We start from the raw sequence: 25,402 nt of genomic DNA on the forward strand, positions 1-25,402 counted from the left end.
GTCACCTCACCGCGGCCGGGCGCGAGAACGGATTTCCCGCGCCCTGCAACTGGTGTCGCAACTCCGGGGTGAGGATCTGCCCGACGCGCTCCACCAGCATGGCCATCTCGTACGCGATCAGGCCCATGTCGCAATGCGGCGCGGCCAACGCCGTCATGCAGGACCCGTCACTGATGCCCATCTGGATCAGCGTGCCGTACTGCATCTCCACGATGGTCTCGGTGACCTCACCGGCCTCGAAGCACTTCGCGGCTCCGTTGGTGAGACTGAGCAGACCGGACGAGACAGCCGCGAGCTGCTCGGCGCGGTCCTGGGGCAGGTTGGACGAAGCGGTCAGCAGCAGTCCATCCGCGGACACCACGATCGCGTGCGCCACGCCGGCGACCCGCTGGGTGAAGTCCGTGACCAGCCACCCGAACCGCCGGGACATCGTCTCCTGGGGAGTCATGCAACCTCCTGGCTTGTGGTCGTGGAGTCGCCGATGTCGGGTCCGGACGACTCCATGTTGCCGAATCGGTGGAACCGGGCGCGGTCTGCCGCGCCCTCAGTGGCCTGGCTAGAACCCCTTCGGTCGTCGAGACTCATCCGCAGCCGAGCAACGCATGCGTCCTCCTACGATTCGTCCGGCAGCCGGTGCCTGCCACGCTCGACACCGGACTGGAAACTCGACAACCTGCCGCGCAACGCACTCGCGTCCCGCTCGAAGCGCTGGCCTTCCGGCCTGGCCGGGCCGCCGCCCGCGCTGCCGGGGGCCAGCTGGGCCTTCGGAGTGCGCCGGGGCAGGCCGGATTCGGTGAACGAGGTGGGGTTCGAGGTCGTCGCGGCCTCGACCTGCTTCCAGGATTCGTCGGTGGCGAAACTCCAACCGCCGTTCCCGTTCCCGTTGCCGTTCGCCGGAGCCGAGTCGCCGTTGCCCGCCGAGTCGGTGATCCAGCTGGAACTCCCGTTGCCCTGCGCCGCTGCCTGCTCGGCCGTGTGATCGGCCGCATCGGCGGAAGGCCCGGCATTGTCCTGCGACGACGTCATGGGGCCTTTCCTCCCGAATCGCAGGCCGCCTTGCAGGTCGGCCAGTCTGCGGCTCAGCTCCTGCGGGCTGCGCTCGGCGGGCACGCCCGCGACGGCGGCGATCGACCCCGTGTCGCCGGTCGTATCCGCCTGCTCGCGGTCTTGCTCGTCGAGCTCACCGATACCGAGCGGATCGTTCGCATCGACGTGCACCGTCGACCGGTCGCGGGATTCGCGCCGCGGCAGGCCGGATTCCGTGAAGCCGGAACCCTCGGCGGAATCCGCTTCCGCGGCGGCCGCCTCGGCCTCGGCCTCCTCCGCGGAATCCGCGGTGAACGACCAGGAACCGCTGTCCATGATGGACGTCGCCTGCTCGTCGCCGGGCCAGCTCTGCCCGTCCGCGGCCGAGCCGTCCGAAGGCGCCTCATCGCCCGCGATCGGCTGGAACCACTGGGTGGAGACCTCTTCGAAGATCGGTGACGGCCCGTCGTCCGAAGCGGGCCGGTCCTCGATCGCGGGCGGCCACGCCAGATCCGACGAGGTCCAGTCCGCGGAGAAGTCGTAGGAATCCGCCTGTTCCGGGATGTCCGCCGGCATGAACAGGCTGCCTGCGGGCTCGCTCGACGACGCCGAGTCGTCGCGCTGCGAGGACGGCCCCACCAGTCCGGCGGCCGGTTCCCGCTTCGGCAGCGGAGAACTCGTCAGGCCGTCACCGGACGCGGTGAGGAATCCGGTGTTGAACGTGTTCTGCCCACCGGAGTCGGATTCCGCCGTGCTGAAGCCGGTTTCCGCCGCCGTGCCGAAGCCCGTCTCAGCCGTGCTGAAGCCGGTCTCACCGGCGCTGAAGCCCGTCTCACCAGTGCTGAAGCCCGTCTCGGCGGTGCTGAAACCGGTCTCGGCGGTGCTGAAACCGGTCTCACCGCCGCCCGCGCCCCACACGAAGCCGGTGTCGTCGGGCTGCTGCGCCGCGGAGTCCGCGAACGATTGCGCCGCCTGCGGACCCGTCCCGAACGATCCGGAAGTGGGCAGGTCGTGGTGCGCGACGCCGTTGCGCTGCCCGCCCATCGCCGGGGCGGGCGGCGCCGCGGGCGCGGCCGCGACGACGTGCTCGGCGGGCACGACCACAGTGGCCCGCACGCCGTCCACATCGGGTCCACCGTGCAGCCGCACGTTCACGCCGTGGCGCAACGCGAGCCGGGCCACGACGAACAGGCCCATCCGGCGCGAGGTGGCCAGGTCGTTCTCGTCGACCCTGGACAACCGATCGTTGGCCGCGGCGAGTTCCTGGTCGCCCATCCCGATGCCCTCATCGAGCACGTCAATGGTGATCGACCCGTCGCCCGCCTGGTAGCTGGAGACGGTGACCGAGGTGTCCGGCGCGGAGAAGTTCGCGGCGTTGTCCATCAGCTCGGCCATCAGGCGCACCAGGTCGCTGGCCGCGTGCCCCAGCAACCGCACCTGCGGCGGCGGCTGCACGATCACCCGCGGGTACTGCTCGATCTCGGAGACCGCCGCGCGGAGCATGTCGCCCAGCTCGGTGGGCCGGACGAACCGTCGCGCCAGGTCGCTGCCGGAGAGCACCATCAGGTTCTCGTTGTTCCGGCGCATTCGGGTCGCCAGGTGGTCCAGCTGGAACAGCCTGGACAACTGGTCCGGGTCCTCTTCGTCCTGCTCCAGCTGCTCGAACAGGCGGAGCTGGCGCTCCAGCAGGCCCTGGCTTCGGCGGGAGACGCCGACGAACGACTCGCTGTAGCCGTGCCGCAGCGAAGCCTGCTCGGCGGCGAGCCGCAGCGCCTGGCGCTGCACCTCGTCGAAGGCGCGGGCGACCTGCCCGACCTCTTCCGTGGTCCGCACCGGCAGCGGCGGCAGGTCGTTGACCTCTTCACCGGCACGGATGCCGGCGACCGCTTCCGGCAGGTCGTGCTGAGCCGCGTCCAGCGCGCCGTGTCGAAGCATGCGCAGCGAACTGAGCAGCTGCCGGGTGATCGCGGTGATGACGGCGGCGGCGACGAGCAGCGAGGCCAGCAGCAGCGCCGAGTCCCAGCCCGCCGCGTTGCCCGCGTCCTCGCGCAGCGTGGAGGCTCCGGCGCGGACCTCGTCGGCGAGGTCGTTGTGGCCGTCGTCGATGAGCACGACGACCTGGTCGGAGATGCCGTTCCACTGCTCGGGAGTGGCGGGGAACGGGCCACCGCTCATCCCGGCCATCAGGATCTGCGTGAGCATCGTGTTGCGCTGCACGATCTCCGGCCCCTGGGTGGTCTGGTCCAGGCGTTCCTGCCAGCGCCGGGCGACCGTGGCGCGCGCGTCGGCGATCTTGGAGATCAGCCGGGCGCGAGATCCTTGCAGCGCGTCGACGGACTGCGGTGCGAGCTGGCCCTGGGAGAGCCCGCTGAGCACCCAGGACTGCTGGAGCCGGACCTCCTCCATCATGGAGAGCATGTCCTGCAGCGCCGATGCGGTACTGGCCAGCGTCGGCTCGGACACGGTGCTCGTCAGCGCGCGGTCCAGGGACAGCACCGTGGTGATCGCCGAGCTGTAGGCGTTGATGGTGTCCGGTGTCGACAGTGATTCCCGCCGGACCGCCTCGCGCGCGCCCTGGAGCTTCGCGAGTGCGTCGTGCACCTCGTGGTGGCGGTCTTCGACGACCTGGCCGAACTCGTCGGCGTGCCCGTCCGCGTGGCCGATTTCCTCTTCCACGGCGGCGAACGCCGCGTCCACCGCGGCGACCTGGCGGTCGAGTTCGGCGGCGTTGTTGGTCAGGACCGCGGCGTTGCGCTCGTTCTGCAGCGCGGCGACGAGCGGCTCCACCTTCTGCGCGCTGTCCAGCACGTGGGAGACGCGTTCGTACTCGTTGGCCTGCTCGACCTGCCAACGGATCTGGGAGACCCCCAGCCCGACGGCGAACAGGACGGGCACCAGCACGACCGCGGCGAACTTGACCGGCAGGCTCCAGTTCCGCCACTGGCGTAATGCGGCTCGCCTGCGCGGTGGGTTGGGCGCCGTCACGAGCACCACCCCGGCGTCGGCCGGGCGGCCGGGCTCAGCAGGCGAGCTCTCTCGAGTGGATTTGGCGTCGGGGAACGGCGCATGCGTGTGATCCCGCAATCGTCGTCTGGGTTGTCGGGTGGAAAACGGTCCGGCGGCGGGCAGGCTCGCAGTCGGCGGGGCTTACTTCCAGCACAGAACCGTATCGGTACGGCGGCTCCAGCGAGACCGAGTGTTACCGAACCGATCGCTACGAGCTGTGCCGGGACTGGCGGCATTCCGGACACGGACACCTAACCGGGGCGAAGGAAGAGGGGGTCTGCTTTCGGGTGCCTGCACTATAAACCCCGGCCCCCAGAAAGAGAGGGGGCGTTTTCGGCTCAATCCACTCCGACGAACACCGCACGTCAAGAGTGTCGACCGTTGCTCCGGCAGTCCCGGAACGAGGAATTTTTCACTGCGCGGAAGCAGCAGTGCCGTCCTCGTGATGCTTGACGACACCGACCGAAAACCTTCGCCGGCCCCCTGCGGCGAGTGGCCGAAGTCCAACCGGTCGTGTCACGAGGACCGCAAGGTCGCTACAAAAGTCACACTAAGTGATCACATCGTCATCCTCTGTGGTGACATGTCTTTTCATCCGCTATGGGGAAGTGGTTAACTTCGCCGCCGCAAAGCCTCGACATCGCATCCACCGGGTCCCCCGAGTTCAACCGACCCGAACGTAGAACTTCCGGGAAGGAAGCATGAGCGACGCTACTCAAACCGCGATACGCGCGTATCCCCAGCACCGAGCCAGGAGGAGAACACCGAAACCCTTCGCCGGAATCGAACGCAGCACCGACTCCACACTGCGATCCGGACCGGATTACCAGGCCATCGCGGCGAGCTCCGAATTTCACGCAATCCGCCGCAAGGTGATCACGTTCGTATTTCCGATGACCGCGTTATTCCTGCTCTGGTATCTCGGTTACGTGCTCCTCGCGGCATACCGAACCGAGTTCATGGCGCAGCCCGTGTTCGGCGAGATCAACATCGGGCTGCTCATGGGCATCGGCCAATTCGTGTCCACAGTGCTCATCACCACCGCTTATGTCCGCTTCTCCGAGCGCTTCGTCGACCCCCGGATCGAGGAGCTCCGAGCCGAAGTGGACGCGGCCCCGCAGCAAGCGGACGTGGACGGTGAGCGCCGATGAACCACCCGGTCACCGCCCTCGCACGGGACGCCCCCGGCGGCTCCCTGCTCCCCGCCGCAGGCCCCGCGGTGAACACGGCGATCTTCGCCGCGTTCGTGCTGATCACCCTGTTCGTCGTCTATCGAGGAAGCAGCCGCAGCACGACGAACGACTACTTCGCCGCGGGCGGCTCGTTCACCGGCGCGCAGAACGGGATCGCCCTGTCCGGCGACTTCCTGTCCGCCGCCTCGTTCCTCGGCATCGCCGGGGCCATCGCGGTGCACGGCTACGACGGGTTCCTGTACTCGATCGGGTTCCTGGTCGCGTGGCTGATCAACCTGCTGCTCATCGCCGAGCGGATGCGCAACACCGGCCGGTTCACGATGGGCGACGTGCTCAGCTTCCGGATGCGCAGGCGTCCGGTGCGCGCCGCCGCCGCGATCTCCACACTCGCGATCACCTTCGTCTACATGATCGCCCAGATGGCCGGTGCGGGCGGACTCGTCGCGCTGCTGCTCAACGTGCACGACCCCGGTGGCCAAGCGCTCGTGATCGCCGTCGTCGGCGTGATCATGGTGCTCTACGTGCTGGTCGGCGGCATGAAGGGCACCACATGGGTGCAGATCGCCAAAGCGGCCCTGCTGTTCGTGTGCGTCGGCCTGCTGACGATCTTCCTGATCGGCAAGTTCAGCTACGACATCTCCAAGCTGCTCACCTACGCCGCCGAGAACAACCCGAACGGCCGGGACATCTTCGCGCCGGGCGTGCAATACGGACTGTCCTCGATGACCAGGCTGGACTTCGTCTCGCTGTCGCTGGCACTGGTGCTCGGCGTCGGCGGCCTGCCGCACGTGCTGATGCGCTTCTACACCGTCCCGAACGCCAAGGAGGCCCGCCGCTCGGTCGTGTGGGCGGTGTGGACGATGGCGCTGTTCTACCTGTGCACCCTGATCATCGGGTACGGCGCGGCCGCGCTGGTCGGCACGCCTGCCATCCTCGACGCCCCCGGCGGGGAGAACTCCGCGGCGCCGCTGCTCGCCTACCAGGTCGGCGGGACCGTGCTGCTCGGGATCGTGGCCGCGGTCGCGTTCGCGACGATCCTGGCCGTCGTCGCCGGCCTCACGCTGACCGCCTCGGCCTCGTTCGCCCACGACGTCTACGCCAACGTGCTCCGCGACGGTGACGCCGACTCCGGCCGGGTGGTGCGGGTCGCGCGGTACACCGCGCTGGTGATCGGCGGCCTGTCGATCGCGGGCGGCATCGCCGTCAACGGCCAGAACATCGCGTTCCTGGTGGGGCTGGCGTTCGCGTTCGCCGCCTCGGCGAACCTGTCCACCTTGCTGTACTCGCTGTTCTGGCGGCGGTTCAACACCGCGGGCACGTTGTGGGGGATCTACAGCGGACTGACGTCCTGCCTGCTGCTGGTGCTGCTCTCGCCGGTCGTCTCCGGATCGCCGGATTCGATCTTCCCGGGCGTGGACTTCGCGCTGTTCCCGCTGCGCAATCCGGGCATCGTGTCGATCCCGATCTCGTTCTTGTTCGCCGCGATCGGCACGCTGTTCAGCGACGAGTCCGCCGACCACGAGCGGCAGGCCGAGATGGAGGTCCGTTCCCTCACCGGGATCGGCGCCGACAAAGCCTGACCAGCGGATTCGTCCGCATGGCGGCCGCCCCGCTCCGCGCCGGGGCGGCCGCCGCAGAAACGTCCGATCGACACCTTTTCCGAGCGTTCTTCCAGGTCAGAACCGTGAAAAGCCACCGGATCGAGGAATGTCCGGCCGCGCGAAACGAGCCGGGGCCTCAGGATTCGGCGTCCGGTTCGAAACCGACGCACTCCGCGACCGGAAGCCCCGGATAGCGTGGAATCCGCTCATCCCATCCAGCGCGCGTGCACCGCATGTACGTGACTCCGTGTCGCGTCCGGTTCAACGACGGGTGACGGCAGCCCCGGCACAAGCCCGGCGGCACGGCCAAGCCGTCCCACAAGTCCACATCGGTCATCGATTCCTCCGGCTCGACGCCGCCCGCCACGGCCCCGTTCGCCGGGAATCCTATCCGCCGGACTCCGCGCCAACCCGGTCACGCACCGCAGAACCCGGGACCCCACCTCGGCACATCGTGGGCACTGAAGTGTGTATCGAAATCGCGCACCGTAATCCGACCACGAATTCTTTTCAGAGTTCAGCACGAACTCAATCGTTTTCCGATGCACTCGATCGGACACTCCCGGTGAACCGGCCGCGAACGATAAAATGGGCGGAGCGTTCGATTGATTCGGCTACGGGGAAACGTCGGAACGATCTATTCGCGAACTCCCGGCCGGGGGCGTTCGACCCGGCTGCGGGAGTCAGGGGGAACTCATGCACACGATCCGGAATGCCGTGCTCGCCGGAGTGGCCGCACTAGTGCTGCCGATGAACGGACTGGCGACCGGTGTGGCGCACTTCGTGTTCGAATTCGGCCAGCGGCTCGCCGAGCTGAGCAGGGAAGCCGGGGTGGACCGCTACGGCGACTTCCGGATGCCCGGCGTGAACCTGCGGGCAGGCCCGAACACCTCGTCGGTCGTGCTCGGCGTCGGCAACCCCGGCGACCGGGTCAAGCTGCGCCGCCAGGTCGCAGGAGAGCACGTGACCTGCCCGGGCGGGGCGCAGGAGAACACCTGGTGGCAGGTGCTCGACCGCCGCACCCGCATCACCGGCTACACCAGCGCCTGCTACCTGTAACCGCGCCGCCAGAGCGGCGCATGCCGGGAGTGACCCCGTGGCCCACTCCCGGCACAGCGCGGCTCCGACGGACCCCGCTCACCTGCCGCCCCGCCTCACGCCGTCGCACGTGCCGCGGCACGACCGGCCGCCCGGCCGGAGAACAGGCAACCACCGAGGAAGGTTCCCTCCAACGAGCGGTACCCGTGCATCCCTCCGCCACCGAACCCGGCGACCTCACCCGCCGCGTACAGGCCGGCCAGCGGCGCACCGTCCGCCCCGAGCACCCGCGCGTCGAGGTCCGTCTCGACCCCGCCGAGCGTCTTGCGGGTCAGCAGCGACAACCGGACCGCCACCAGCGGTCCCGCCGCCGGATCCAGCAGCCGGTGCGGCGCGGCGACCCGCACCAGCCGGTCCACGCTGTAGTGCCGAGCCGCGCGGATCAGCGACACCTGCGCGTCCTTGCCCAGCCCCGAGGTGACCTGCCGGTCCCGCGCCACGATGTCGCGTTCCAGCCGCTCCGCGTCGATCAAGTCGGCGCCCGTGAGCTCGTTCATGCCGCGCACCAGTTCCGGCAGCGTGCGGCGGGTGACGAAATCGGCGCCGCGTTTGACGAACTCGGCCACCGGACCGGGAGTCACCTCACCGCCGCGCGCCAGCACCTCGGCGACGCTGCGGCCGGTGAGGTCGGGATTCTGCTCCGAACCGGACAGTGCGAACTCGCGGCTGATGATGCGCCGGTTCAGCACGAACCAGGTGTGGTCGTGGCCGGATGCGTTGATGTGCGCCAGCGTCGCGAGCGTGTCCGAGCCGGGGAACAGCGGCGGCGGCAACCGGCGGCCGACCGCGTCGATCCAGAACGACGAAGGCCCCGGCAGGATGCGGATTCCATGATCGGTCCACACCGGATCGTAGTTGCGGATTCCTTCGGTGTAGTGCCACATCCGGTCGGAGTTGATGACGCGGCCACCGGTGTCGCCGACGATCTCCAGCATCTTCCCGTCCACGTGATCGGGCACGCCGGCGATCATCTTCTGCGGCGCAGGCCCGAGCCGGGCGGGCCAGTTCCTGCGCACCAGGTCCAGGTTCGCCCCGATGCCGCCGGAGGTGACCACGACGGCCTGGGCGCGCAGCGAGAACTCCCCCGCCACCGCCCGGGAGCTGCGTTGCCCGCGCGACACGGCGCTGGGCTCCAGGATCTCGCCGCGCACCCCGTCGACGGCGCCGCCGGTGGTGTCCAGGCCGGTCACCCGGTGCCGGAAGCGCAGCGACACCAGGCCGCGCTCCTCGGCGGCCCGCACCCGGCGCAGGAACGGTTCGAGCACGCCGGGGCCGGTTCCCCAGGTGATGTGGAAGCGCGGCACCGAGTTCCCGTGTCCGGTCGCGAGCGAACCACCGCGTTCGGCCCACTGCACCAGCGGGAACAGCTGCAGCCCCTGCTCCCGCAGCCAGGCGCGCTTCTCCCCGGCCGCGAAGTCCACGTAGGCCTCGGCCCAGCGTCGCGGCCAGTGGTCGTCGTCCCGGTCGAATCCGGCGGTGCCCTGCCAGTCCTGCCAAGCCAGTTCAGGCGAGTCCTTGACGCCCAGCCTGCGCTGCTCCGGGGAGTCCACGAGGAACAGGCCGCCGAACGACCAGTGCGCCTGCCCGCCCAGCGAAGCCTCGGGCTCCTGGTCGAGCAGGAGTACCCGGCGGCCGGCGTCGGCGAGCTCGGCGGTCGCGACCAGCCCCGCCAGCCCGGCCCCCACGACGATGACATCGGCGTCGAACGCCACGAGCGGCTCCTTGGTTACGCGTCGGTAGGAAGCTGTCCGGAACTATAAGGGCACCGGCCGCCCGCACCGCCACTCTGCGGCTTCCCGCCAACCCGAGCGAACACGCATTCGGCCGAAGCGGACTCCGCTGAACCGCTCAAGGACCGAGCTCCGCCAGGTCGCACACATGCCGTTATCAGCATCTGACAACGGCCCTTTGCGGCTACGGACACTCCGTTCACGCTGTGAACCAGGACACAGCTCAACGGAGAGGAGTCCGTCGTGCGAGCCGTCAGAGTGCACGCATACGGCGAGAAACCCGTGGTCGAATCGGTCCCCGATCCGGCCGTGCGGGAACCGCTGGACGTGCTGGTCGAAGTCGGCGCGGCAGGCGTGTGCCGCACCGACCTGCACATCATCGAAGGGCAGTGGGCCGACAAGAGCGGCGTCGGACTGCCGTACATCATCGGCCACGAGAACGCCGGGACCGTCCGCGAAGTCGGCAGCGCGGTGAGCAACGTGCAACCCGGCGACAAGGTCATCCTGCATCCGCTGGTCACCTGCGGACTGTGCCGAGCGTGTCGCAGCGGCGACGACGTGCACTGCGAGAACTCCCTGTTCCCCGGCATCGACACCGATGGCGGGATGGCGGAGCTGCTGCGCACCAACGCGCGCTCGGTGGTCAAGCTCGACGACGGGCTGGCCCCCGCCGAGGTGGCCGCGCTCGCCGACGCCGGGCTCACCGCTTACCACGCGGTGCGCAAAGCGGTGCCGCTGCTCTACCCGGGCACGCACATCGTGATGATCGGTGCGGGCGGGCTCGGGCACATCGGGCTGCAATCGCTCGTGGCGCTGACCCCCGCGGAGATCACCGTGGTGGACCGGTCACCGGAGGCGCTCGAGCTCGCCGAGCAGCTCGGCGCGCACCACACCGTCGCCGCCGACGGGAACCACGTCGACGCCGTGCGGGACCTCACCGGCGGCAAGGGCGCCCACGTGGTGCTCGACTTCGTCGGCGAGAACGGCACCGAAGCCGACGGGGTCGCCATGACCAGGGACGCCGGGTCCTACTTCGTCATCGGCTACGGCGGCCGGGTCGACGTGCCCACCATCGACATCATCTCCCGCGAGATCAACGTGATCGGCAACCTCGTCGGCTCCTACAACGACCTCGACGAGCTGATGACGCTGACCGCGCAAGGGAAGGTCTCGCTGCGCACCCGCACCTACCCGCTCGACGCCGCGCTGGACGCGCTCGCCGACCTCGACGCCGGACGCATTCCCGGTGGTCGCGCCATCCTCGTTCCCTGACTCGTCCCGCCACGGAGGTTCACCATGTACGAAAAAGACGGCACTCAGTACTTCATCGTCGACAGCCACATCCACGCGTGGGACGGGACCCCGGCCAACCAGGCCAACCGCTACGGCGAGGGCTTCCTGAACTGCTTCTACGACTACCACCGCAACCTCAGCCCGGAGTCGGCGCTGTGGACCCACGAGCAGTTCCAGAAGCAGAGCGAGGAGAAGATCCTCCACGACCTGTTCGAAGTGGGCTACGTCGACAAGGCCATCTTCCAGCCGACCTACCTCACCGACTTCTTCGTCAACGGCTTCAACACCACCGAACAGGACGGTGCGCTGGCGGAGAAGCACCCGGACAAGTTCATCGTCAACGGTGGCTGGGACCCGCGCGACGGTGAGGCCGGGCTGGCCGCGCTGGAACGGCTGGCGGAGCGCTGGCAGCTCAAGGGGACGAAGCTCTACACCGCCGAGTGGAAGGGCGAGTCGAAGGGCTGGAAGCTGACCGACCCGTGGTCCTACCGGTACCTGGAGAAGTGCCAGGAACTCGGCATCCGCAACATCCACATCCACAAGGGACCGACGATCTACCCGCTCAACCGGGACGCCTTCGACGTCGCCGACGTCGACGACGTGGCCTCGGCGTTCCCCGAGCTGAACTTCATCGTGGAGCACGTGGGCCTGCCGCGGCTGGAGGACTTCTGCTGGATCGCGACCCAGGAACCCAACGTCTACGGCGGACTGGCGGTGGCGATGGCGTTCATGCACCACCGGCCGCGCTACTTCGCGCAGATCATCGGTGAACTGCTGTTCTGGCTGGACGAGAACCGCATCACCTTCTCCAGCGACTATGCGATCTGGACGCCGAAGTGGCTGGTGGAGCAGTTCGTCGACTTCCAGATCCCGGAGGACATGCAGTCCGAGTACGGCGTGCTCACCACCGACATCAAGCGCAAGATCCTCGGCTTGAACGCCGCGGCGCTCTACGACATCGAGGTGCCCGCCGGGATGCGCGCCGCCGAGCCGGAGATCCCGGTTGGACGCGAGCCGGTCGCTTCGGAGCTGAACAAGGAGGCGATGTCGTCATGACCACCGCCGTGAGCCTGGAAACCGAGGTGTGGCGGGCGCTGGACACCGTGCTCGACCCGGAGCTCGACCAGCCCGTCACCGAGCTGGACTTCGTGGCGGGACTGGAGGTCGACGGGGACGACGTGCACGTCGACCTCCGGCTGCCCACGTACTTCTGCGCGCCGAACTTCGCCTATTTGATGGTCGCCGACGCGCACGACGCCGTGGCGGAACTGCCCGGTGTGCGGCGGGTGCGGGTCCGGCTGCTGGATCACTTCGCCTCCGAGGAGATCAACGCGGGGGTCGCGGCGGGCGACGGTTTCGACGCCGCGTTCCCCGGTCTGGCCGCCGGTGAGCTGGAGGAGCTGCGGCGCACGTTCCTGCGCAAAGCGCACTTGGCCTACCAGGAACAAGTCGCGCAGGAACTGCTCCGCGCGGGCACCGAACTGGACGATCTGGTGCACGTCCGGCTCGGCGGTCTCCAGGGCGGCGCCGCGCTGGATCGGCTGCGCAGACGCCGGGACCAGCTCGGGCTGCCGTCCGGGCCGGACGCGCTGCTGATGATCGACGAGAACGGCGCGGCCGTCCCCGTCGAGGGCCTCTCGGCCAAGCTGCGGTTCGCGCGCACGACCCGCGTCAGCATCGAGGGCAATGCCGGTTGGTGTCGTGGTCTGCTCGACACCCGTTACGGATCGGGCGGGACCACCGGCCGGTCTGGCCTACATTGAGAACCATGAGCGCGCTGCCCACCGGCGGACGAGACCCGCAGCCCACCGGCGCCAAGGCGCCTTCGGGAACGTTGCAGTCGGTGGGCCGAGCGTTGCGGGTGCTGGAGGCCATCGCGGCCTCCCCGTGCGGGATCAGCGCGAAGGACCTCGCCGCCGAGCTCGATCTGACCTTGCCGACCACCTATCACCTGCTCACGACGCTGGTGGAGGCCGGACACGTGGTGCACCTGACGGAGCAGCACGTGTTCGCGCTGGGTTACAAGGCTCGGTTCCTCGGGCAGGCGTTGTCCCGGCAGCTCGCTGTGCAACCGGAGATCGCCGGGGCGATCCGGCGGTTGCACCAGCACGCCGATGCGGCGGCGTACTACGCGATCTACCGGGACACCGAGGTCGTCATCGCGCACGTGGAGGATTCCGATCGGCGGCCTCGGGTGCAGCCGTTGGACGTGGGTTTCCACCAGGCCGCGCACGCGACGGCGTTCGGCAAGATCATGCTGGCGGCGATGGCTCCGGAGCAGCGTGCGCGCTACCTGGAGCAGGCCGGGATGGTTCCGTGCACGCCGTCGACGATTCGCACCGCCGCCGCGCTGGAGGATCACCTTTCGCACGTGCACCAGTCGCAGATCGCGCTGGAGATCGCCGAGTTCCAGCCCGGTCTGGCGTGCATGGCCTCGCCGGTGTTCGACCCGGCGGGCTGCGTGACCGCGTCGGTGGCCATCTCGTTGCCGATCGCGGAGTTCCGCGCCCGGCGGTGGGCGGTGGAGCGCGCCGTCCGGCAGGGCGCCGTCCGGGTCACGCGGTCGCTGGTCAGCAGGCCGGCGGGGTGATCCGGGGTTTCCGGTCCGTCGTCGGCGATATCGCGGCGGCGGGCCGGAAACCACACGGTCGGGGTGTATCCGGTTAAAGTGCTGGCGCTCTGATCGCGGTTTCGGGAATCTGGATTTCGTCAGGGCCGCAACGACGGCCCGAATGACGATTCTTCCGTTGATTTCCCTTGCCGTGAAAGGTGATCGCTCATGCACGCCGCCATTTCCAAGATCAGGACCACGCGTCCCCAGGCCCGTCCACTGTGGATTTCGCGACGGGCCGTGCTCGCACCGGTACTCGCCGCCGGGATAGCGCTGAGCGCGCTCGGCGGGACCGTCGCGCAAGCAGGACCGGCCGAGCCGATTCCTTGCCTGGACGGGGCTTTCTGCGCCTACCCGCACGTGGAGTACCAGGGTGAACCGCACCGGGCGGAGCTGCGCACGACCGCACTCGAGGAATGCGTCGCGCTGCCACCGCAGCCGGAGACGAAGTCCTTCGTCAACCAGACCGGGAAACCGGTGACGGTGTACCAGGATCCGACCTGCGACACGCACGCGGACTTCTCCACCTATCCGCCCGGATCCTTCGTGCCCCGGTCCGATTACGTCGCGCGTGCCATCAAGGTCTGGTCACGCTGATCCATCGTCGGCAGGCCTTTCGGATGCCGACTCCTCCGGCACGGATCGGCCCGGCGTCAGCACGCGCAACAACTGCCGGGCCGATCGGTTCCAGGTGAAACCGGCGGCCTGCTCACGGCCGCCGCGCACCAGTTCCGCCCGCTGCTCGGGATCGTCCACCTCGCGGACCGCCGCCGCGAAAGCCGCGGCATCACCAACGGGGAACAACCGGGCGTGCCCACCGGTGACCTCGCGAAAGATGTCCAGATCGCTGCACACGACAGGAGTTCCGGCATGCATCGCTTCGATGATCGGCAATCCGAAACCCTCGTCCCGCGAAGCGGTGACCAGAGCCGCCGCCCGGCGCAACAGGGTCCGGTACGCCTCCTCCTCGATGCCGTTCCAGAACACGACGTCCGAACCGGACGGCACCAGTGCGCGCAGCTCCGCTTCCCTGGCGGGCGCGATCCGGCTCAACAGGTGCAGGCGGTGCCCGGGCAGCGAGCGCATTCCCGCGAGCAACGTCTCCACGTCCTTGTAGGGCATGAACGAACCCATGTAGACGAGCTCGCGGACCTGACCCGCCGGAACCTGCTCGGCGTCGTCCCTATCCGGCTCCGGCGGCTCGGAGGGCGCGTTGTGCACCACGGTCACGGGCCGCTTGGTGAGCCGATGGCGCCGGATCAACCGCCTTGTCGTCTCGCTGACGGTGACCACCGCGTCGGCGCGGTTGAGCAACAGCCGCTGCGGCCAGTAGGCACGGTGGTACAGCCGCCAGATCGCCCGCACCGGCGACGGCAGGAAACCGGGCGGCGCAGGGTGCCGGTAGTAGATCAGATCGTGCAGCGTGAGCACGAGCCGATACCGGCGGCCGAAACCACCGATGACCTGCATCGGGCTGAAGACCACCTCGGCGCCCAGCGCGTGCAGCCTGCGCGCGAGGACGAGCTCCCGCACCGAGAACGGGCTGTTGATCTTGATGTGCGGCACGCCTTCGGGCAGCAGCGCGAGCTGACGTTCGTCGTGGATCAGCATCGTCACCGGGTGCAGGGCGTGCAGCGCTTCGATCAGCCCGGCCCCGAACCGGCTGATCCCGTCGTGCGCGTCGGTCCTGGTCCACCGGGCGTCCACGAACACCTTCGCGGGCCGCCCACCTCCGTCCGGGACGGCCGGATCAGCCGAGTGGACGGGGCCTGGCGAACCGTTCGGTCCGGCCGCGTCGGTGGGACGTGCGCTCATGCCTCTCCCAAGAAGCGGTCGATCGCCTCAGCGGCGGCGGCCGGCGTCTCGTAATGCACGAGGTGGCCGACGCCGGGAACGATCACCAATTCGGCGTCCGGCAGGCCCGCGACGAGTTCGCGCTGACCGGCGACCGGCGCGATCTCGTCCGACTCGCCCGCGATCAACAAGGTCGGCAGGCGCAGCGCCGCGCGGTAGTCCGCGACCGTGCCGGTCACCGAGGCCGCGTAGGTCTCGCTCAGCAGCGCAGGGCTGTGGAACCGGCTGAAGTGCCGCAAATGGCTCTCGTGCACAAAACGACGCACCTGCGGATCACGGGTCCGGAGCATCGCCTGGCCCGCAGCCCGCACCACCAGGCGGTTCGCCAGCAGGCCCCGGCCGAGCCGCGGCGGCAACGCCGTGCCCAGTGTGTAGTAGAGCGAAGTCAGCCGGGACAAGATCACTCTCGGCCCGTGCAGCGCCGGAGTCGAGATCGGATTCACCAGCACCAGCCGCGCCACCGACTCCGGATCACAGGACACGACATGAGCCGCGACCATCGAGCCGAACGAATGCCCGAGCAGCACCACCGGCCGCTCCCGCCCGCCGAGCCGTTCGATCAGCTCGACGATCACGGCGGCGTACCCGGCGACGTCGTGCGCTCGATCGGTCATCGGACCGGAATCCCCGAAACCAGGCAGGTCTGGAACGACGACGGTGCGCCCGGGCAGCCGTTCGACTATCGGTTCCAGTCCGTGGTGGGTGCCGCGCAGCCCGTGCACCATGACGATCAGCGGATCATCGCCGGTTTCATCGGCACCGGTGCCGGGCTCCGGCATCGCGGTCCCCGGATCGCCGGAGCTCCGGCGATCCGGGGACCTGCCGGCGTCGGGCCGGTAAATCCAGAAATGCAGGTCGGAACCCTCGATCCGCTCAACGCGCGGTTCCGGGTGCAGAACCGGTTCCGGTGCGGCCGCGGAGTCGGGAGTGGGTGGACGACTGGTCATGACGGCGGATCAGCTCGCCAGCTCGGCGGGCAGCTCGACCGGCGTCATCTCGTCGTCGTGCGCGAGCGCGTGCCGATAGATCGACTCGAACCGCCCCAGCACCGCGTCGATGTCGTGCTTGCGACTCACCAAGCGCTCGCCGGCGGCGCCCATCCGGTCGATGGTGTCGCGGTCGGCGATCACGTCGTCGATCGAGTGAGCCAGCGCGTGCACGTCCCGCGGCGGGTACAGCCAGCCGTTCTCCCCGGCTTCGACCAGGTGCGGCAGCGCCATCGCGTCGGCCAGCACGACGGGCGTGAGCGCGGACATCGCCTCCATGGTGGCCAGGCTCTGCAGCTCGGCGATGCTCGGCATGCAGAACAGGTCCGCCCTGGCGTAGGCGTCGAGCAGTTCCTGCTCGTCGACCAGGCCTGCGAAGTGCACCCGGTCCTCGATGCCGAGCTCAGCGGCCAGCTCGCCCAGCGGTTCCCGGCAGCTGCCGTCCCCGACGATCTCCAGGCGGGTGGGGTGGGTCGTCTTGAGCAGCGCCATCGCCCGCAGCAGGTCGTCGATGTGCTTCTCCTCGTCGAGCCTGCCGACGAACAGGATGGTGCGGGTCGCCGGTTCCGGATCCTGCTTGCGCACCTCCTGCGCCCGGCTCCGGTACAGGCCGACGTCGATACCGCAGGAGACCGGCACCGCGGGTTTCGAGAAGCCGTTCTCCTGCAGCAGCTGCACCGCCCGCGGCGTCGGGGCGGTGACCAGCTGCGCCTTGCCGTAGTGCTTGATCAGGTTGTGCCAGAGCAGCCACGCGCCCGCCTTCTGCAGGGCTCGCGGGATCCGCACGTAGCCGAAGATGTTCTCCGGCATGAAGTGGTTGGTGGCGATCAGGCCGATGCCCTGCCGACGAGCGGCGTTGATCAGGCCGCGCCCGATGAAGAAGTGCGACTGGACGTGCACGATGTCCGGCTGGATCTCCTTGAGCAGCCGGTCCGCGACCGCGGACGCCTGCCACGGCGGGCACGCCCGGAACGTGGGGTGCGCCGGCGTGCGGTACGACGCGACCCGATGCACCGTCACCCCGTCCTCGACGCGGGTGCTCTCCTGCCGATCCACCGAGTGGCAGATCACGTGCACGTCATGGCCGCGGCGAGCCAGCCCGGTGGCGAGCCGGTGGCCGAAGTTCGCCGCACCGTTCACCTCGGGCGGGTACATCACCGCGCCGATCACGATGCGCAGCCGATCTCCGCCGAACGGTTGCGAAGTCAAGATGAACTCCCGTCAGAACGTATCCGCCGAGCGTCGGCGTTGCCGTCGCCGGTCACGGTTGCTTGCACTCGCTTGTCCTGGGTGTCCGGGTGGTGCCGGGCGAGTGCGAACACTCCGGCACACGCGATCACGGCACACAGAATTTCGCCGACCGCGGTGGCGCTGCCGACCGCGTCGGCCTCGCCCAGCAGGCCGATGCCCAGGCCCACCGCCACCAGCGGGTCGATCACCGTCAGGCAGGCCACGACCAGATCGGGGGGACCACTGGCGTAGCCGTGCTGCAACAGCCAGCCGCCCACGGCCATCGCCACCACGATCACGACCACCGGCAGCAGGTTGATCGTCAGCAGCGGCGTGCTGCCGAGCTGCTGCACCACGGCCCGCACCAGCAGCGAGACCAGCCCGTAGGCGACCGCGCAGCCTGCGGCGTAGGCCATGCAGCGAACCTTCGACCGGGTGAGCAGTCCGAACACGCCGAGAGCCAGCACGCCGCCGGCGACCAGCTGAGTGGCCAGCATCTGCTCATCCGGCAAAACCGGAGTCGCGGTGGCGCTGCCCGCGGCCAGGAACACGAACGCCCCGACACCTCCGGTGGCAGCCAGCACCGCCAGCACGACGTGCACGTTCAGGTCGCGAGTGCGCACGCCCTGCTGCCGGGCGTTGAGCAGCACCGTGATCGGCAGCGCCAGCACCCCGACCGGTTGCACCACGCTCAACGGAGCGAGACCGAGTGCGCACGCGTGCAGCAGCGCACCGCTGCCCAGCGCGAGCAGGCCGAACAGCCACCGCTGATCGCGCAGCAACCGCACCTGGCTGCGGACCTTCAGCCCGCCGTCGCCGATCATGTCCTGCACCGCTGCGTGCTGCAGCCGGGCACCGACCGCATAACCGCAGGCGCCCAGCGCCGCCAGTGCCACCGCGAGTGTGGTCACGTCGCACCCCGCCCTACGAAGATCACCTGCCGGTCACCTGGAACATCCACGCCCCATCTCCAGGTTCCCAGCTTCCAGGATCCCAAGGTCCAGGTCACGGACCTCCAGGCCACGGCCCTCGCGGAGTCCGCGCACCGCACGACCGGAGAGTCCGCAATGCGATGTCCACCGGCTCCGCCCTGGGAAGCTGTCACTGGCAGCCTCTGCTGTCCGTCCACACCGCTCAATCTCGCCCATCGCGGGCCTGCCCCACATCGGGGCGGGCACCCTCAATTTCCCTGACCCGATCATTCGCAGGACACACCCGCATCCGTCGCCGTCACCGCGGATCGGTCTCCCCCATGATGCGCCGAGCAGGACCACGCATGTGCGCGGTTCGGACCATTCGACCAGTTCTCCCAGCGCAGCCGGACCCGGTTCCCCCGAACATCCGAGCCCCCGCCCCGGACGTCACCGGCGGATCCGCCGAGCACGCTCCGTTCCGCGTAAGGGATCACCCGGAGGCCGCTGCCGAAGCCCTCCGGGGTCGCGGTCGTGAGCGTTGAGGACCCCGTCGCCACCGGCTCGCCCGATAAGGTTTCCGACCTCTCCAGAACCTGCGGGGAAACAATCGGCGAATAGCGGTGAACGGCGACCGCGCGGGAAACACGCCGAAGCCGCACGGTCCGCCGAGCCGGATAACAAGAATGCACGCCGTGAACGGACGAGCGCGGTCGGTGCGCCTTCAGTCGTGCCGACCAGTCTTCTGCTCGTGAATCCAGGGGCGCGAGCCGCGGCGGGGTATGCGCCACATACCCCGCCCCCGCATTACCGCCCGCTTGATCCACGTGCACGACTGTAGAACAACCCCGCTGAGACCTTTGTCAGCAACACAACGAACGATGGTTTCACGCCGCGCGGACGCAGTGGATCCGAACCGGCAGAAATCGTTATGCCGCAGGAATAACCGCACGCCAACGGACAACGCGCGGCACATTCAAGATCAACTATTCCATGCGGAATCGTGATCGGTCCAACACGCTGAACCGTTCCCGGCCGCCGTCGGCTCCTTCTTCCCCGCGACCAGGTGCGACCATGCTGCGATGTCCGCCGACACCGGGACCGGCCCCGAACATCATCGATCCGGACGCCGCGAAGCGACGGGGACCAAGACCGTCCTCCTCGCGGCCATCGCGCCCGTGGTGCTCGCCGTGGCCGCCGCACTCGCCGCCGCGGCGCACATCGCCGCCGGTGAGGTGCCCGGCCTGCCGACTCCCGGCGCGGCCGTCGGCTTCGCCGCACCGCCGCTGCGAGCGCTGCTGGACCTCGCGGCCGTCGCGACGGTCGGGCTGGGCTTGTTGCCGAGGTTGCTCCCGGACCGGAGCAAACACGCCCGCGCGCACCTCGCGCTGTCCCGGCGGGCCGCGGTGATCGCGGCGCTGGCCTGGTTGATCTGCGCGCTGCTGCTGCTCGTGCTCTACGCAGCCGAACTGGCCGGCGGGGTCCCGACGACGGAGGAGGTCGCCGGGTACGTCACCGGCGTTCCCGCCGGAACCGCGTTGGCGCTGAGCGTGGTGTGCGCGGCGGGCTGCGCGGTCCTCGGCCTGATCGGCGTCGTGCGGGACGGCCGGGCGGACACCGGCGCAACGAATCGCGACGCCGCCGCGAACGAGGGACTCGTCGACGATCTCCGCACCGTGCTCGCTCTGCTCGGCCTGCTGCCGATGCCGCTGACCGGGCACGCGACCGACTGGGAGTACCACAACCTGAGCATGATCTCGGTGCAGCTGCACGTGCTCGCCGCCGCCGTCTGGGCAGGTGGGCTGACCGCGATCGTCTTGTTCGTCGCCCCGCGCCGGGGCTTGCTGGCCACCACGCTGCCGCGCTACTCGCGTCTCGCGACCGCCGCGATCACCGTGGTCGCGTTGTCCGGCCTGTTCAACGGCCTGACCGAACTCACCGCCGCCGACGGCGGGCTAGACGGTCTCCTCACCATCGGCTACGGCCGAATCGTGCTCCTCAAAACCGCACTGCTGGTACTTCTGGCGCTCCTGGGGGGCCACGCCCGATACCGCCTGCTGCCCAGAATCGAACGCCACCACCGAACCACCTTCATCACCTGGACAGCAGCAGAACTCACCATCATGGGCGCCGCCTACGGCCTGGGCGCAGTGCTCGCCCGCTCCCCCGTCCTCACCTGAACTCGAACCCTCGCGACACCAACAGCCACCTGCGAATTCCTCACCCACACCCCACCATCGGCAAACCCCGCGAAGAACGAGCGAAACCCCACCCGCCTCCCACCCGAAGCCATGCCTTACGGCGAAGCCGTGCTTGGCGGCGAAGCCGTGCCTGGATGTGCGAAGCACATAGCCCACGTCTAAAAAACGACCACCCGCGGGTTCTCAGCTGTCTTCTCGCGAGGACAGCTTTTTCCCTCGTGGCGGAGCCACTAGGGAAAAAGATCCCGCAGCGAGAAGACAGCTGAGGTTCCGCCACCCGGACACCCGAGCAAAAAGAGCCCAGCTCCCCCTCGGATCAACGAGGAATTCGGAGGACCTGTCCTACGTAGATGAGGTTCGGGTCGCTGATGCCGTTGGCCTGCGCGATGGACTGCCAGGCCACCCCGACCTTCGCGCCGATACCGGAGAGCGTGTCCCCCGGCTGCACCACGTAGGTCTCGGGCGCGGGCGGTGCGGGCGGTGCAGGCGGCGGGGCGGTGCCACCCGTGAGCACGGGCAGGTCCACCAGCGACACGTTGAGGTCGGTGTTCCCCCGATGCCGGGAACCTGCCCGTCGGAGGCGTGCTGGTGGATCGCCACCCGGTCGGTGAGGAAGCCCGGTTGCCCCGGCGGCTGCCCGTAGTGCGCGACCCACAGGAACACTCCGGGGTCGACCCACGAGTCCGTGGCGAGCTTGTCGCTGAACCAGGACGACGAGGCGTACACGACTACCTCGTTGCGCCCGGTGTGGCCGCGCAGCGCGTCCACGAAGCCCTTGATCCACGCCCCGAGGTCAGCGGCCTCGGTCTCCATGTCCAAGCACGGCGGCAGGTTCCCTGCGCCGCTGGAGTTCGTCCGGGCCAGCTGCCCGGCGAAGTCCGCGGCCTCGGCCTGCGGCGAGTTCGTGTCCGGACGGGCGAAGTGGTACAGCCCGGTGACCAGTCCGGCGGCGCGGGCGCCGTTGAGTTGCGAATCCAGCGTCGGGCTCACATAGCCGACGCCTTCGGTCGCCTTGATGTAGCTGAACGCGAATCCGGCGCCGCGAACCGCGGCCCAGTCCGGTTCTCCTTGATATCGCGCGACATCGATTCCCGGAATGCTCGCCATCCCCGAACCCCCTCACTTCACCGGATGCGGCCCGGTGCGCGAGTCACGCCACACGAACCGGATCGGCGGTCTCGTCTCTCTTCGCGGTCTGTTCCGCCGGCCCCGGTGCCGGCATTTCTTTCCGAAGGCGAGGAACGCTGTTCTCCGCAGCCGGGGGCAGTTCTCATATCCAACGTATCGAAGGTCAACGATCACCGAGTTCCGCCGTTCAGGTCAAGACCGCCACCCGATCGGTCCTGTTCTGACGCCAATGATCATGTCGTGTTCTCCACTGGCTCGATCGCCGATCACGATCAAGCTCCGCCGCGCGCGCAGGTCGCGGACCGGTTCGGGCGGCGGCACAGTGGGGGCGGCCCGAACGGGCGGCGCCTCCATCCGGGGGAACTCCGGGCGGACCGTGTCAGGACGTGCAACCACCTGTGGCGCCAGACGTCTTCAGAACAGCGGACCGGATAGCGACGACGGGCCGTACCGAGGCGGCCGATGGAGGTGGTCAACCGTGTTCTCGCAACGACTGGATGGCCGGAAACCGAGCAAGACGAACCGAGGGAACCTGAAGTTCTACCAGGTCACGGTGGTGGCGCTCGGCGTGGCGCTGCTCGGTGGCTGCGGCTCGCTGACGGGCCAGGCGCAGGTCCCGCAGACGTCCGAGGCACCGTTGCCGACCGTTCCGCTGCCCAGCGCCTCGCAATCCCAGGAGCCCTCGACGGAGGCCGCTCCGTCGCCGGCGGCGGAGAGCGGCTCGGCGACGTCCGGGCAGGCCGCCGCCGAGCCTCGTACCGAGGTGGAGCGTTGCCACACGTCGATGCTCTCCGGCAGCGCGCAGCACGGGGAGGCGGGCGCCGGCCAGCGGTACGCGGAGCTCACGCTGACCAACACCAGCGGCGAGACCTGCACCTTGTACGGCTACGGGGGAATGCAGCTGATGGGCGCCGATGGCGCGGAGCTGCCGACGAAGATGGAGCGGACCCCGAGTCCGGCGCCGCAGGTGGTGCAGCTGGCGCCGGGTGAGTCCGCGAGTTCCACGCTGCACTGGACCGCGGTCCCGCACGAGGGCGAGTCCGAGCAAGGGCCGTGCCAGCCGAAACCGGCCGGCGCCCTGGTGACCCCGCCCGACGAGCACGACCCGCTGTCGGTGAGCTGGGACCTGGGCTCGGTGTGCGGGTTCGGTTCGATCGAGAACAGCGCCTACCACGCCTGAGCAGGTTCGATCACGATGCCCGGCGCCCCCGTGGCGCCGGGCGTCGTCGTGCGCGGCGCCGCCTCTGCTGTGCCGATGACAGGCTTGTCCCGGGTACTGGCCTTGCGGGATCGGTTGTGCTGGGGTGATGGACATGATCGAGGCAATTCAGCGCTCCGTCGAAGGACCGCAGGGTGAGCGTTTTGTGCGCGAGTGGTCCGGACGCGCCCCTGGCTGGATCGCGCTGCTGGTGCACGGCTACGGCGAGCACTCCGGCCGGTACCAGTGGCTCGCGGAGCAGCTGGTGCCGGCGCGAGCACTGGTGGTCGCCCCGGATCTGCCGGGGCACGGGGAGTCGCCGGGCGAGCGGGTCCTGATCGGCGAGGCGGAGCACGTCGTCGCCGACCTCGAGGCGGTGCGCCGCGAGGTGTCCGAACGGCACCCGGAGCTGCCGGTGGTGTTGATCGGACATTCCCTGGGCGGCCTGTTCGCGGTGCGGTTCGCGCAGGAGCACCAGGACGAGCTGGCGGCGGTGGTGCTGTCGGGTCCGGTGCTCGGCACCTGGCACGTGCTGGACCTGTTGGAGTGCGACGAGATCCCGCAGGCCCCGATCGATCCGTCGACGTTGTCCCGCGACCCCGAGGTGGGCCGGGCGTACGAGGCGGATCCGCTGGTGTGGCACGGCTCGTTCAAGCGCGCCACGCTGCGCATGATCGACCGCTGCCTGGAGGCGGTGAACGACGGGCCGACGCTGCGGATGCCGACGCTGTGGGTGCACGGCGAGGACGACGAGCTGGTCCCGGAGGCCGATACCCGCACCGGTATGGACCGGGTGCGCAGCGTGGACTTCTACGAGCACATCTATCCGGGTGCCCGGCACGAGTTGTTCAACGAGACGAACCGGGCCGAGGTCGTCGACGAGGTGCTGACCTTCGTGGGGCGCGAGCTCAACACCTGACCTGGTCACCCGGCCATCGAGAGTCGATCACTCGTAGGCGCGACTGTTATTACCCGTTCGTTGGTCTTGCTACAACGTGTCGGTCGGATTCTCCGGACATCCGACTACCCCTCACCCACATGCGTGAAGTGGGCCGCGGAACCGATTGGCGCCCACCTCAGCCGGGCACAACGTGAGTACGCGGCACCGCACAGCGGCCGGATCGCCCGGCGCACTTCTGCGCTCCCGGCCGAAGCGACGAGCCCGAGCTGCGAACCCGCAGACGAGTGAGGCGGTAGTCATGAAGGACGTCAAGCGTGCACAGGACCTAATCGGCAGCGAGGTGTACGACCGGGAAGGCGACCGGATCGGCCGGGTCGGCAACGTTTACGTCGACGACGCCAACCACCAGCCCGAGTGGGTCACGGTCCGCACCGGCCTGTTCGGCACCAAGGAGAGCTTCGTGCCGCTGTCCGGCGCCGACCGGGATGACAAGGGCATCAACGTCGGGGTGACGAAGGAGAAGGTCCGCGACGCCCCGCGGGTCGACGCCGAGCAGGGCCACCTCTCCGACAAGGAGGGTCACGACCTCTACGACTACTACGGCCTGCAGCAGGGCTCGACGTCGCCACAGCAGCAGCAGCGCGACGTGCCGCAGCAGCAGACCGGTACGGAAGAGGCCGGGAAGACCGGAGGCTCGGCCGGTGGTGCCGCGGCGGCCGGTGGTGCCGCGGCGGCCGGTGGTGCCGCGGCGGGCGGCGCGGCGATGGCCGGTGGGCGGACGTCCAGCGGAACCACCGAGCAGGAGTCCCGCAGCACCACGACCGGCTCGGCGGCGACCGGCGCCACGGACGCCTCGAAGTCCCGCGAGATGACCGGCTCGGGAACCATGCAGAGCAGCGGCACCCGCACCGGTTCGGGCACGACCGCGGGTTCGGCGACGGCTCGCGACGGCGAGGCGGCGGGCATGAAGTCGATGACCCGCTCCGAGGAGCGGCTGCGGGTGAACACCGAGCAGGTCGAGACGGGCCGGGTCCGGGTGCGCAAGTACGTCGTCACCGAGCAGCAGACCGTCACGGTGCCGATCAGCCACGAGGAAGTGCGCATCGAGCGGGAGCCGATCGGCGAGTCGGAACGCGGCTCGATGCCCGCGACCTCATCGCTGAGCGAGGAGGAGCAGGAGGTCGTGCTGCACGAGGATCATCCGACGGTGACGAAGGAATCGGTGCCGGTGGAGCGGATCCGGATGCGCACCGAGCTGGTCACCGAGGAGCGGACCGTGCAGGACGAGGTCCGTCGTGAGCGGTTCGACGTGCAGGACCAGACCGGTGGCGGCAAGCACCAGCGGTCGAGCGATCAGGGTTCCTCGGGCGGGTCCGGTGGTTCCAGCGGTCGTTCGACCGGCAGTGGTTCCAGCGGCCGCGGCACGAGCGGCTGA

General features: G+C 69.2%; 20 protein-coding genes. 12 read left to right on the forward strand and 8 right to left on the reverse strand.

Translation table 11 applies throughout. The features are described from left to right. Position 1 precedes the first annotated feature (1 nt). Both H2Q94_RS27620 and H2Q94_RS27625 read right to left on the reverse strand, forming a co-directional pair. Entirely contained in the window at positions 2–448 is a 447-nt protein-coding gene (locus H2Q94_RS27620) for a roadblock/LC7 domain-containing protein (protein ID WP_243790068.1), read from the reverse strand. A 164-nt stretch (positions 449–612) separates the two neighbouring features. Beyond that, positions 613–4,011, reverse strand: coding sequence for a sensor histidine kinase (locus tag H2Q94_RS27625; RefSeq protein WP_243790069.1), 3,399 nt, complete (start codon positions 4,009–4,011; stop codon positions 613–615). Positions 4,012–4,733: 722 nt separating this feature from the next. Between H2Q94_RS27625 and H2Q94_RS30585 the strand changes: the two genes are divergently transcribed. From H2Q94_RS30585 to H2Q94_RS27640, 3 genes are all read left to right on the forward strand, one after another. Beyond that, positions 4,734–5,183: a DUF485 domain-containing protein gene (locus tag H2Q94_RS30585; protein ID WP_258718636.1), complete on the forward strand. Its 450-nt coding sequence runs from the start codon at positions 4,734–4,736 to the stop codon at positions 5,181–5,183. Then, a complete protein-coding gene (locus H2Q94_RS27635; protein WP_243790071.1) occupies positions 5,180–6,805 on the forward strand; it encodes a solute symporter family protein in 1,626 nt (541 codons plus the stop codon). Before H2Q94_RS30585 ends, H2Q94_RS27635 begins: the two co-directional genes overlap by 4 nt. Before the next feature lie 717 nt (positions 6,806–7,522). Then, positions 7,523–7,885, forward strand: coding sequence for an SH3 domain-containing protein (locus H2Q94_RS27640; protein ID WP_243790072.1), 363 nt, complete (start codon positions 7,523–7,525; stop codon positions 7,883–7,885). Between the two features lie 95 nt (positions 7,886–7,980). Here the strand turns inward: H2Q94_RS27640 and H2Q94_RS27645 are convergent, their stop codons facing one another. After that, positions 7,981–9,636 (reverse strand): FAD-binding dehydrogenase, encoded by a 1,656-nt coding sequence (locus tag H2Q94_RS27645; protein ID WP_243790073.1) that lies wholly within the window; start codon positions 9,634–9,636, stop codon positions 7,981–7,983. Between the two features lie 261 nt (positions 9,637–9,897). Between H2Q94_RS27645 and H2Q94_RS27650 the strand changes: the two genes are divergently transcribed. The 5 genes from H2Q94_RS27650 (at position 9,898) to H2Q94_RS27670 (ending at position 14,155) form a co-directional block, all read left to right on the forward strand. Next, positions 9,898–10,926: an NAD(P)-dependent alcohol dehydrogenase gene (locus H2Q94_RS27650; RefSeq protein ID WP_243790074.1), complete on the forward strand. Its 1,029-nt coding sequence runs from the start codon at positions 9,898–9,900 to the stop codon at positions 10,924–10,926. 24 nt (positions 10,927–10,950) lie between these two features. Continuing rightward, positions 10,951–12,003: an amidohydrolase family protein gene (locus tag H2Q94_RS27655; RefSeq protein WP_243790075.1), complete on the forward strand. Its 1,053-nt coding sequence runs from the start codon at positions 10,951–10,953 to the stop codon at positions 12,001–12,003. Next, the gene (locus H2Q94_RS27660) at positions 12,000–12,710 is read left to right on the forward strand and encodes an iron-sulfur cluster assembly protein (protein ID WP_243790076.1); all 711 of its coding nucleotides are present in this window, start codon (positions 12,000–12,002) and stop codon (positions 12,708–12,710) included. The genes H2Q94_RS27655 and H2Q94_RS27660 overlap by 4 nt, the downstream gene beginning before the upstream one ends. A 5-nt stretch (positions 12,711–12,715) precedes the next feature. Continuing rightward, entirely contained in the window at positions 12,716–13,537 is an 822-nt protein-coding gene (locus H2Q94_RS27665; RefSeq protein WP_243790077.1) for an IclR family transcriptional regulator, read from the forward strand. A 189-nt stretch (positions 13,538–13,726) separates the two neighbouring features. After that, entirely contained in the window at positions 13,727–14,155 is a 429-nt protein-coding gene (locus H2Q94_RS27670; protein WP_243790078.1) for a peptidase inhibitor family I36 protein, read from the forward strand. Here H2Q94_RS27670 and H2Q94_RS27675 read toward each other — a convergent pair. The 4 genes from H2Q94_RS27675 to H2Q94_RS27690 are packed head-to-tail and all read right to left on the reverse strand — an operon-like array spanning position 14,147 to position 18,539. After that, positions 14,147–15,373 carry a glycosyltransferase family 4 protein gene (locus H2Q94_RS27675; protein ID WP_243790079.1) on the reverse strand — a complete coding sequence of 409 codons (1,227 nt, stop codon included), beginning with the start codon at positions 15,371–15,373 and terminating at the stop codon, positions 14,147–14,149. The genes H2Q94_RS27670 and H2Q94_RS27675 overlap by 9 nt on opposite strands. Next, the gene (locus H2Q94_RS27680; protein ID WP_243790080.1) at positions 15,370–16,359 is read right to left on the reverse strand and encodes an alpha/beta fold hydrolase; all 990 of its coding nucleotides are present in this window, start codon (positions 16,357–16,359) and stop codon (positions 15,370–15,372) included. Before H2Q94_RS27680 ends, H2Q94_RS27675 begins: the two co-directional genes overlap by 4 nt. 9 nt (positions 16,360–16,368) lie before the next feature. Continuing rightward, a complete protein-coding gene (locus H2Q94_RS27685; protein WP_243790081.1) occupies positions 16,369–17,607 on the reverse strand; it encodes a glycosyltransferase in 1,239 nt (412 codons plus the stop codon). Then, positions 17,604–18,539 carry a DMT family protein gene (locus H2Q94_RS27690; protein ID WP_243790082.1) on the reverse strand — a complete coding sequence of 312 codons (936 nt, stop codon included), beginning with the start codon at positions 18,537–18,539 and terminating at the stop codon, positions 17,604–17,606. The genes H2Q94_RS27685 and H2Q94_RS27690 overlap by 4 nt, the downstream gene beginning before the upstream one ends. 1,082 nt (positions 18,540–19,621) lie before the next feature. Here H2Q94_RS27690 and H2Q94_RS27695 point away from each other — a divergent pair. Next, positions 19,622–20,719, forward strand: a complete 1,098-nt coding sequence (locus H2Q94_RS27695) for a copper resistance D family protein (protein ID WP_243790083.1) — start codon at positions 19,622–19,624, stop codon at positions 20,717–20,719. 363 nt (positions 20,720–21,082) lie between these two features. Here the strand turns inward: H2Q94_RS27695 and H2Q94_RS31105 are convergent, their stop codons facing one another. Then, positions 21,083–21,847 (reverse strand): glycoside hydrolase family 25 protein, encoded by a 765-nt coding sequence (locus H2Q94_RS31105; protein ID WP_407075455.1) that lies wholly within the window; start codon positions 21,845–21,847, stop codon positions 21,083–21,085. 499 nt (positions 21,848–22,346) lie between these two features. Here H2Q94_RS31105 and H2Q94_RS27710 point away from each other — a divergent pair, with 499 nt between their 5' ends. The 3 genes from H2Q94_RS27710 to H2Q94_RS27720 all read left to right on the forward strand — a co-directional run bounded on the left by H2Q94_RS27710 (position 22,347) and on the right by H2Q94_RS27720 (position 25,402). Next, on the forward strand, positions 22,347–23,048 hold the full coding sequence (locus tag H2Q94_RS27710) for a DUF4232 domain-containing protein (protein ID WP_243790084.1): 702 nt from the start codon (positions 22,347–22,349) through the stop codon (positions 23,046–23,048). Positions 23,049–23,181: 133 nt separating this feature from the next. Then, positions 23,182–23,985, forward strand: coding sequence for an alpha/beta hydrolase (locus tag H2Q94_RS27715; RefSeq protein WP_243790085.1), 804 nt, complete (start codon positions 23,182–23,184; stop codon positions 23,983–23,985). A 280-nt stretch (positions 23,986–24,265) separates the two neighbouring features. Then, a complete protein-coding gene (locus H2Q94_RS27720; protein ID WP_243790086.1) occupies positions 24,266–25,402 on the forward strand; it encodes a DUF2382 domain-containing protein in 1,137 nt (378 codons plus the stop codon).

Origin of the sequence: Saccharopolyspora gloriosae, from assembly GCF_022828475.1 — a bacterium.
In the GTDB taxonomy this organism is placed as follows: Bacteria; Actinomycetota; Actinomycetes; order Mycobacteriales; family Pseudonocardiaceae; genus Saccharopolyspora_C; species Saccharopolyspora_C gloriosae_A.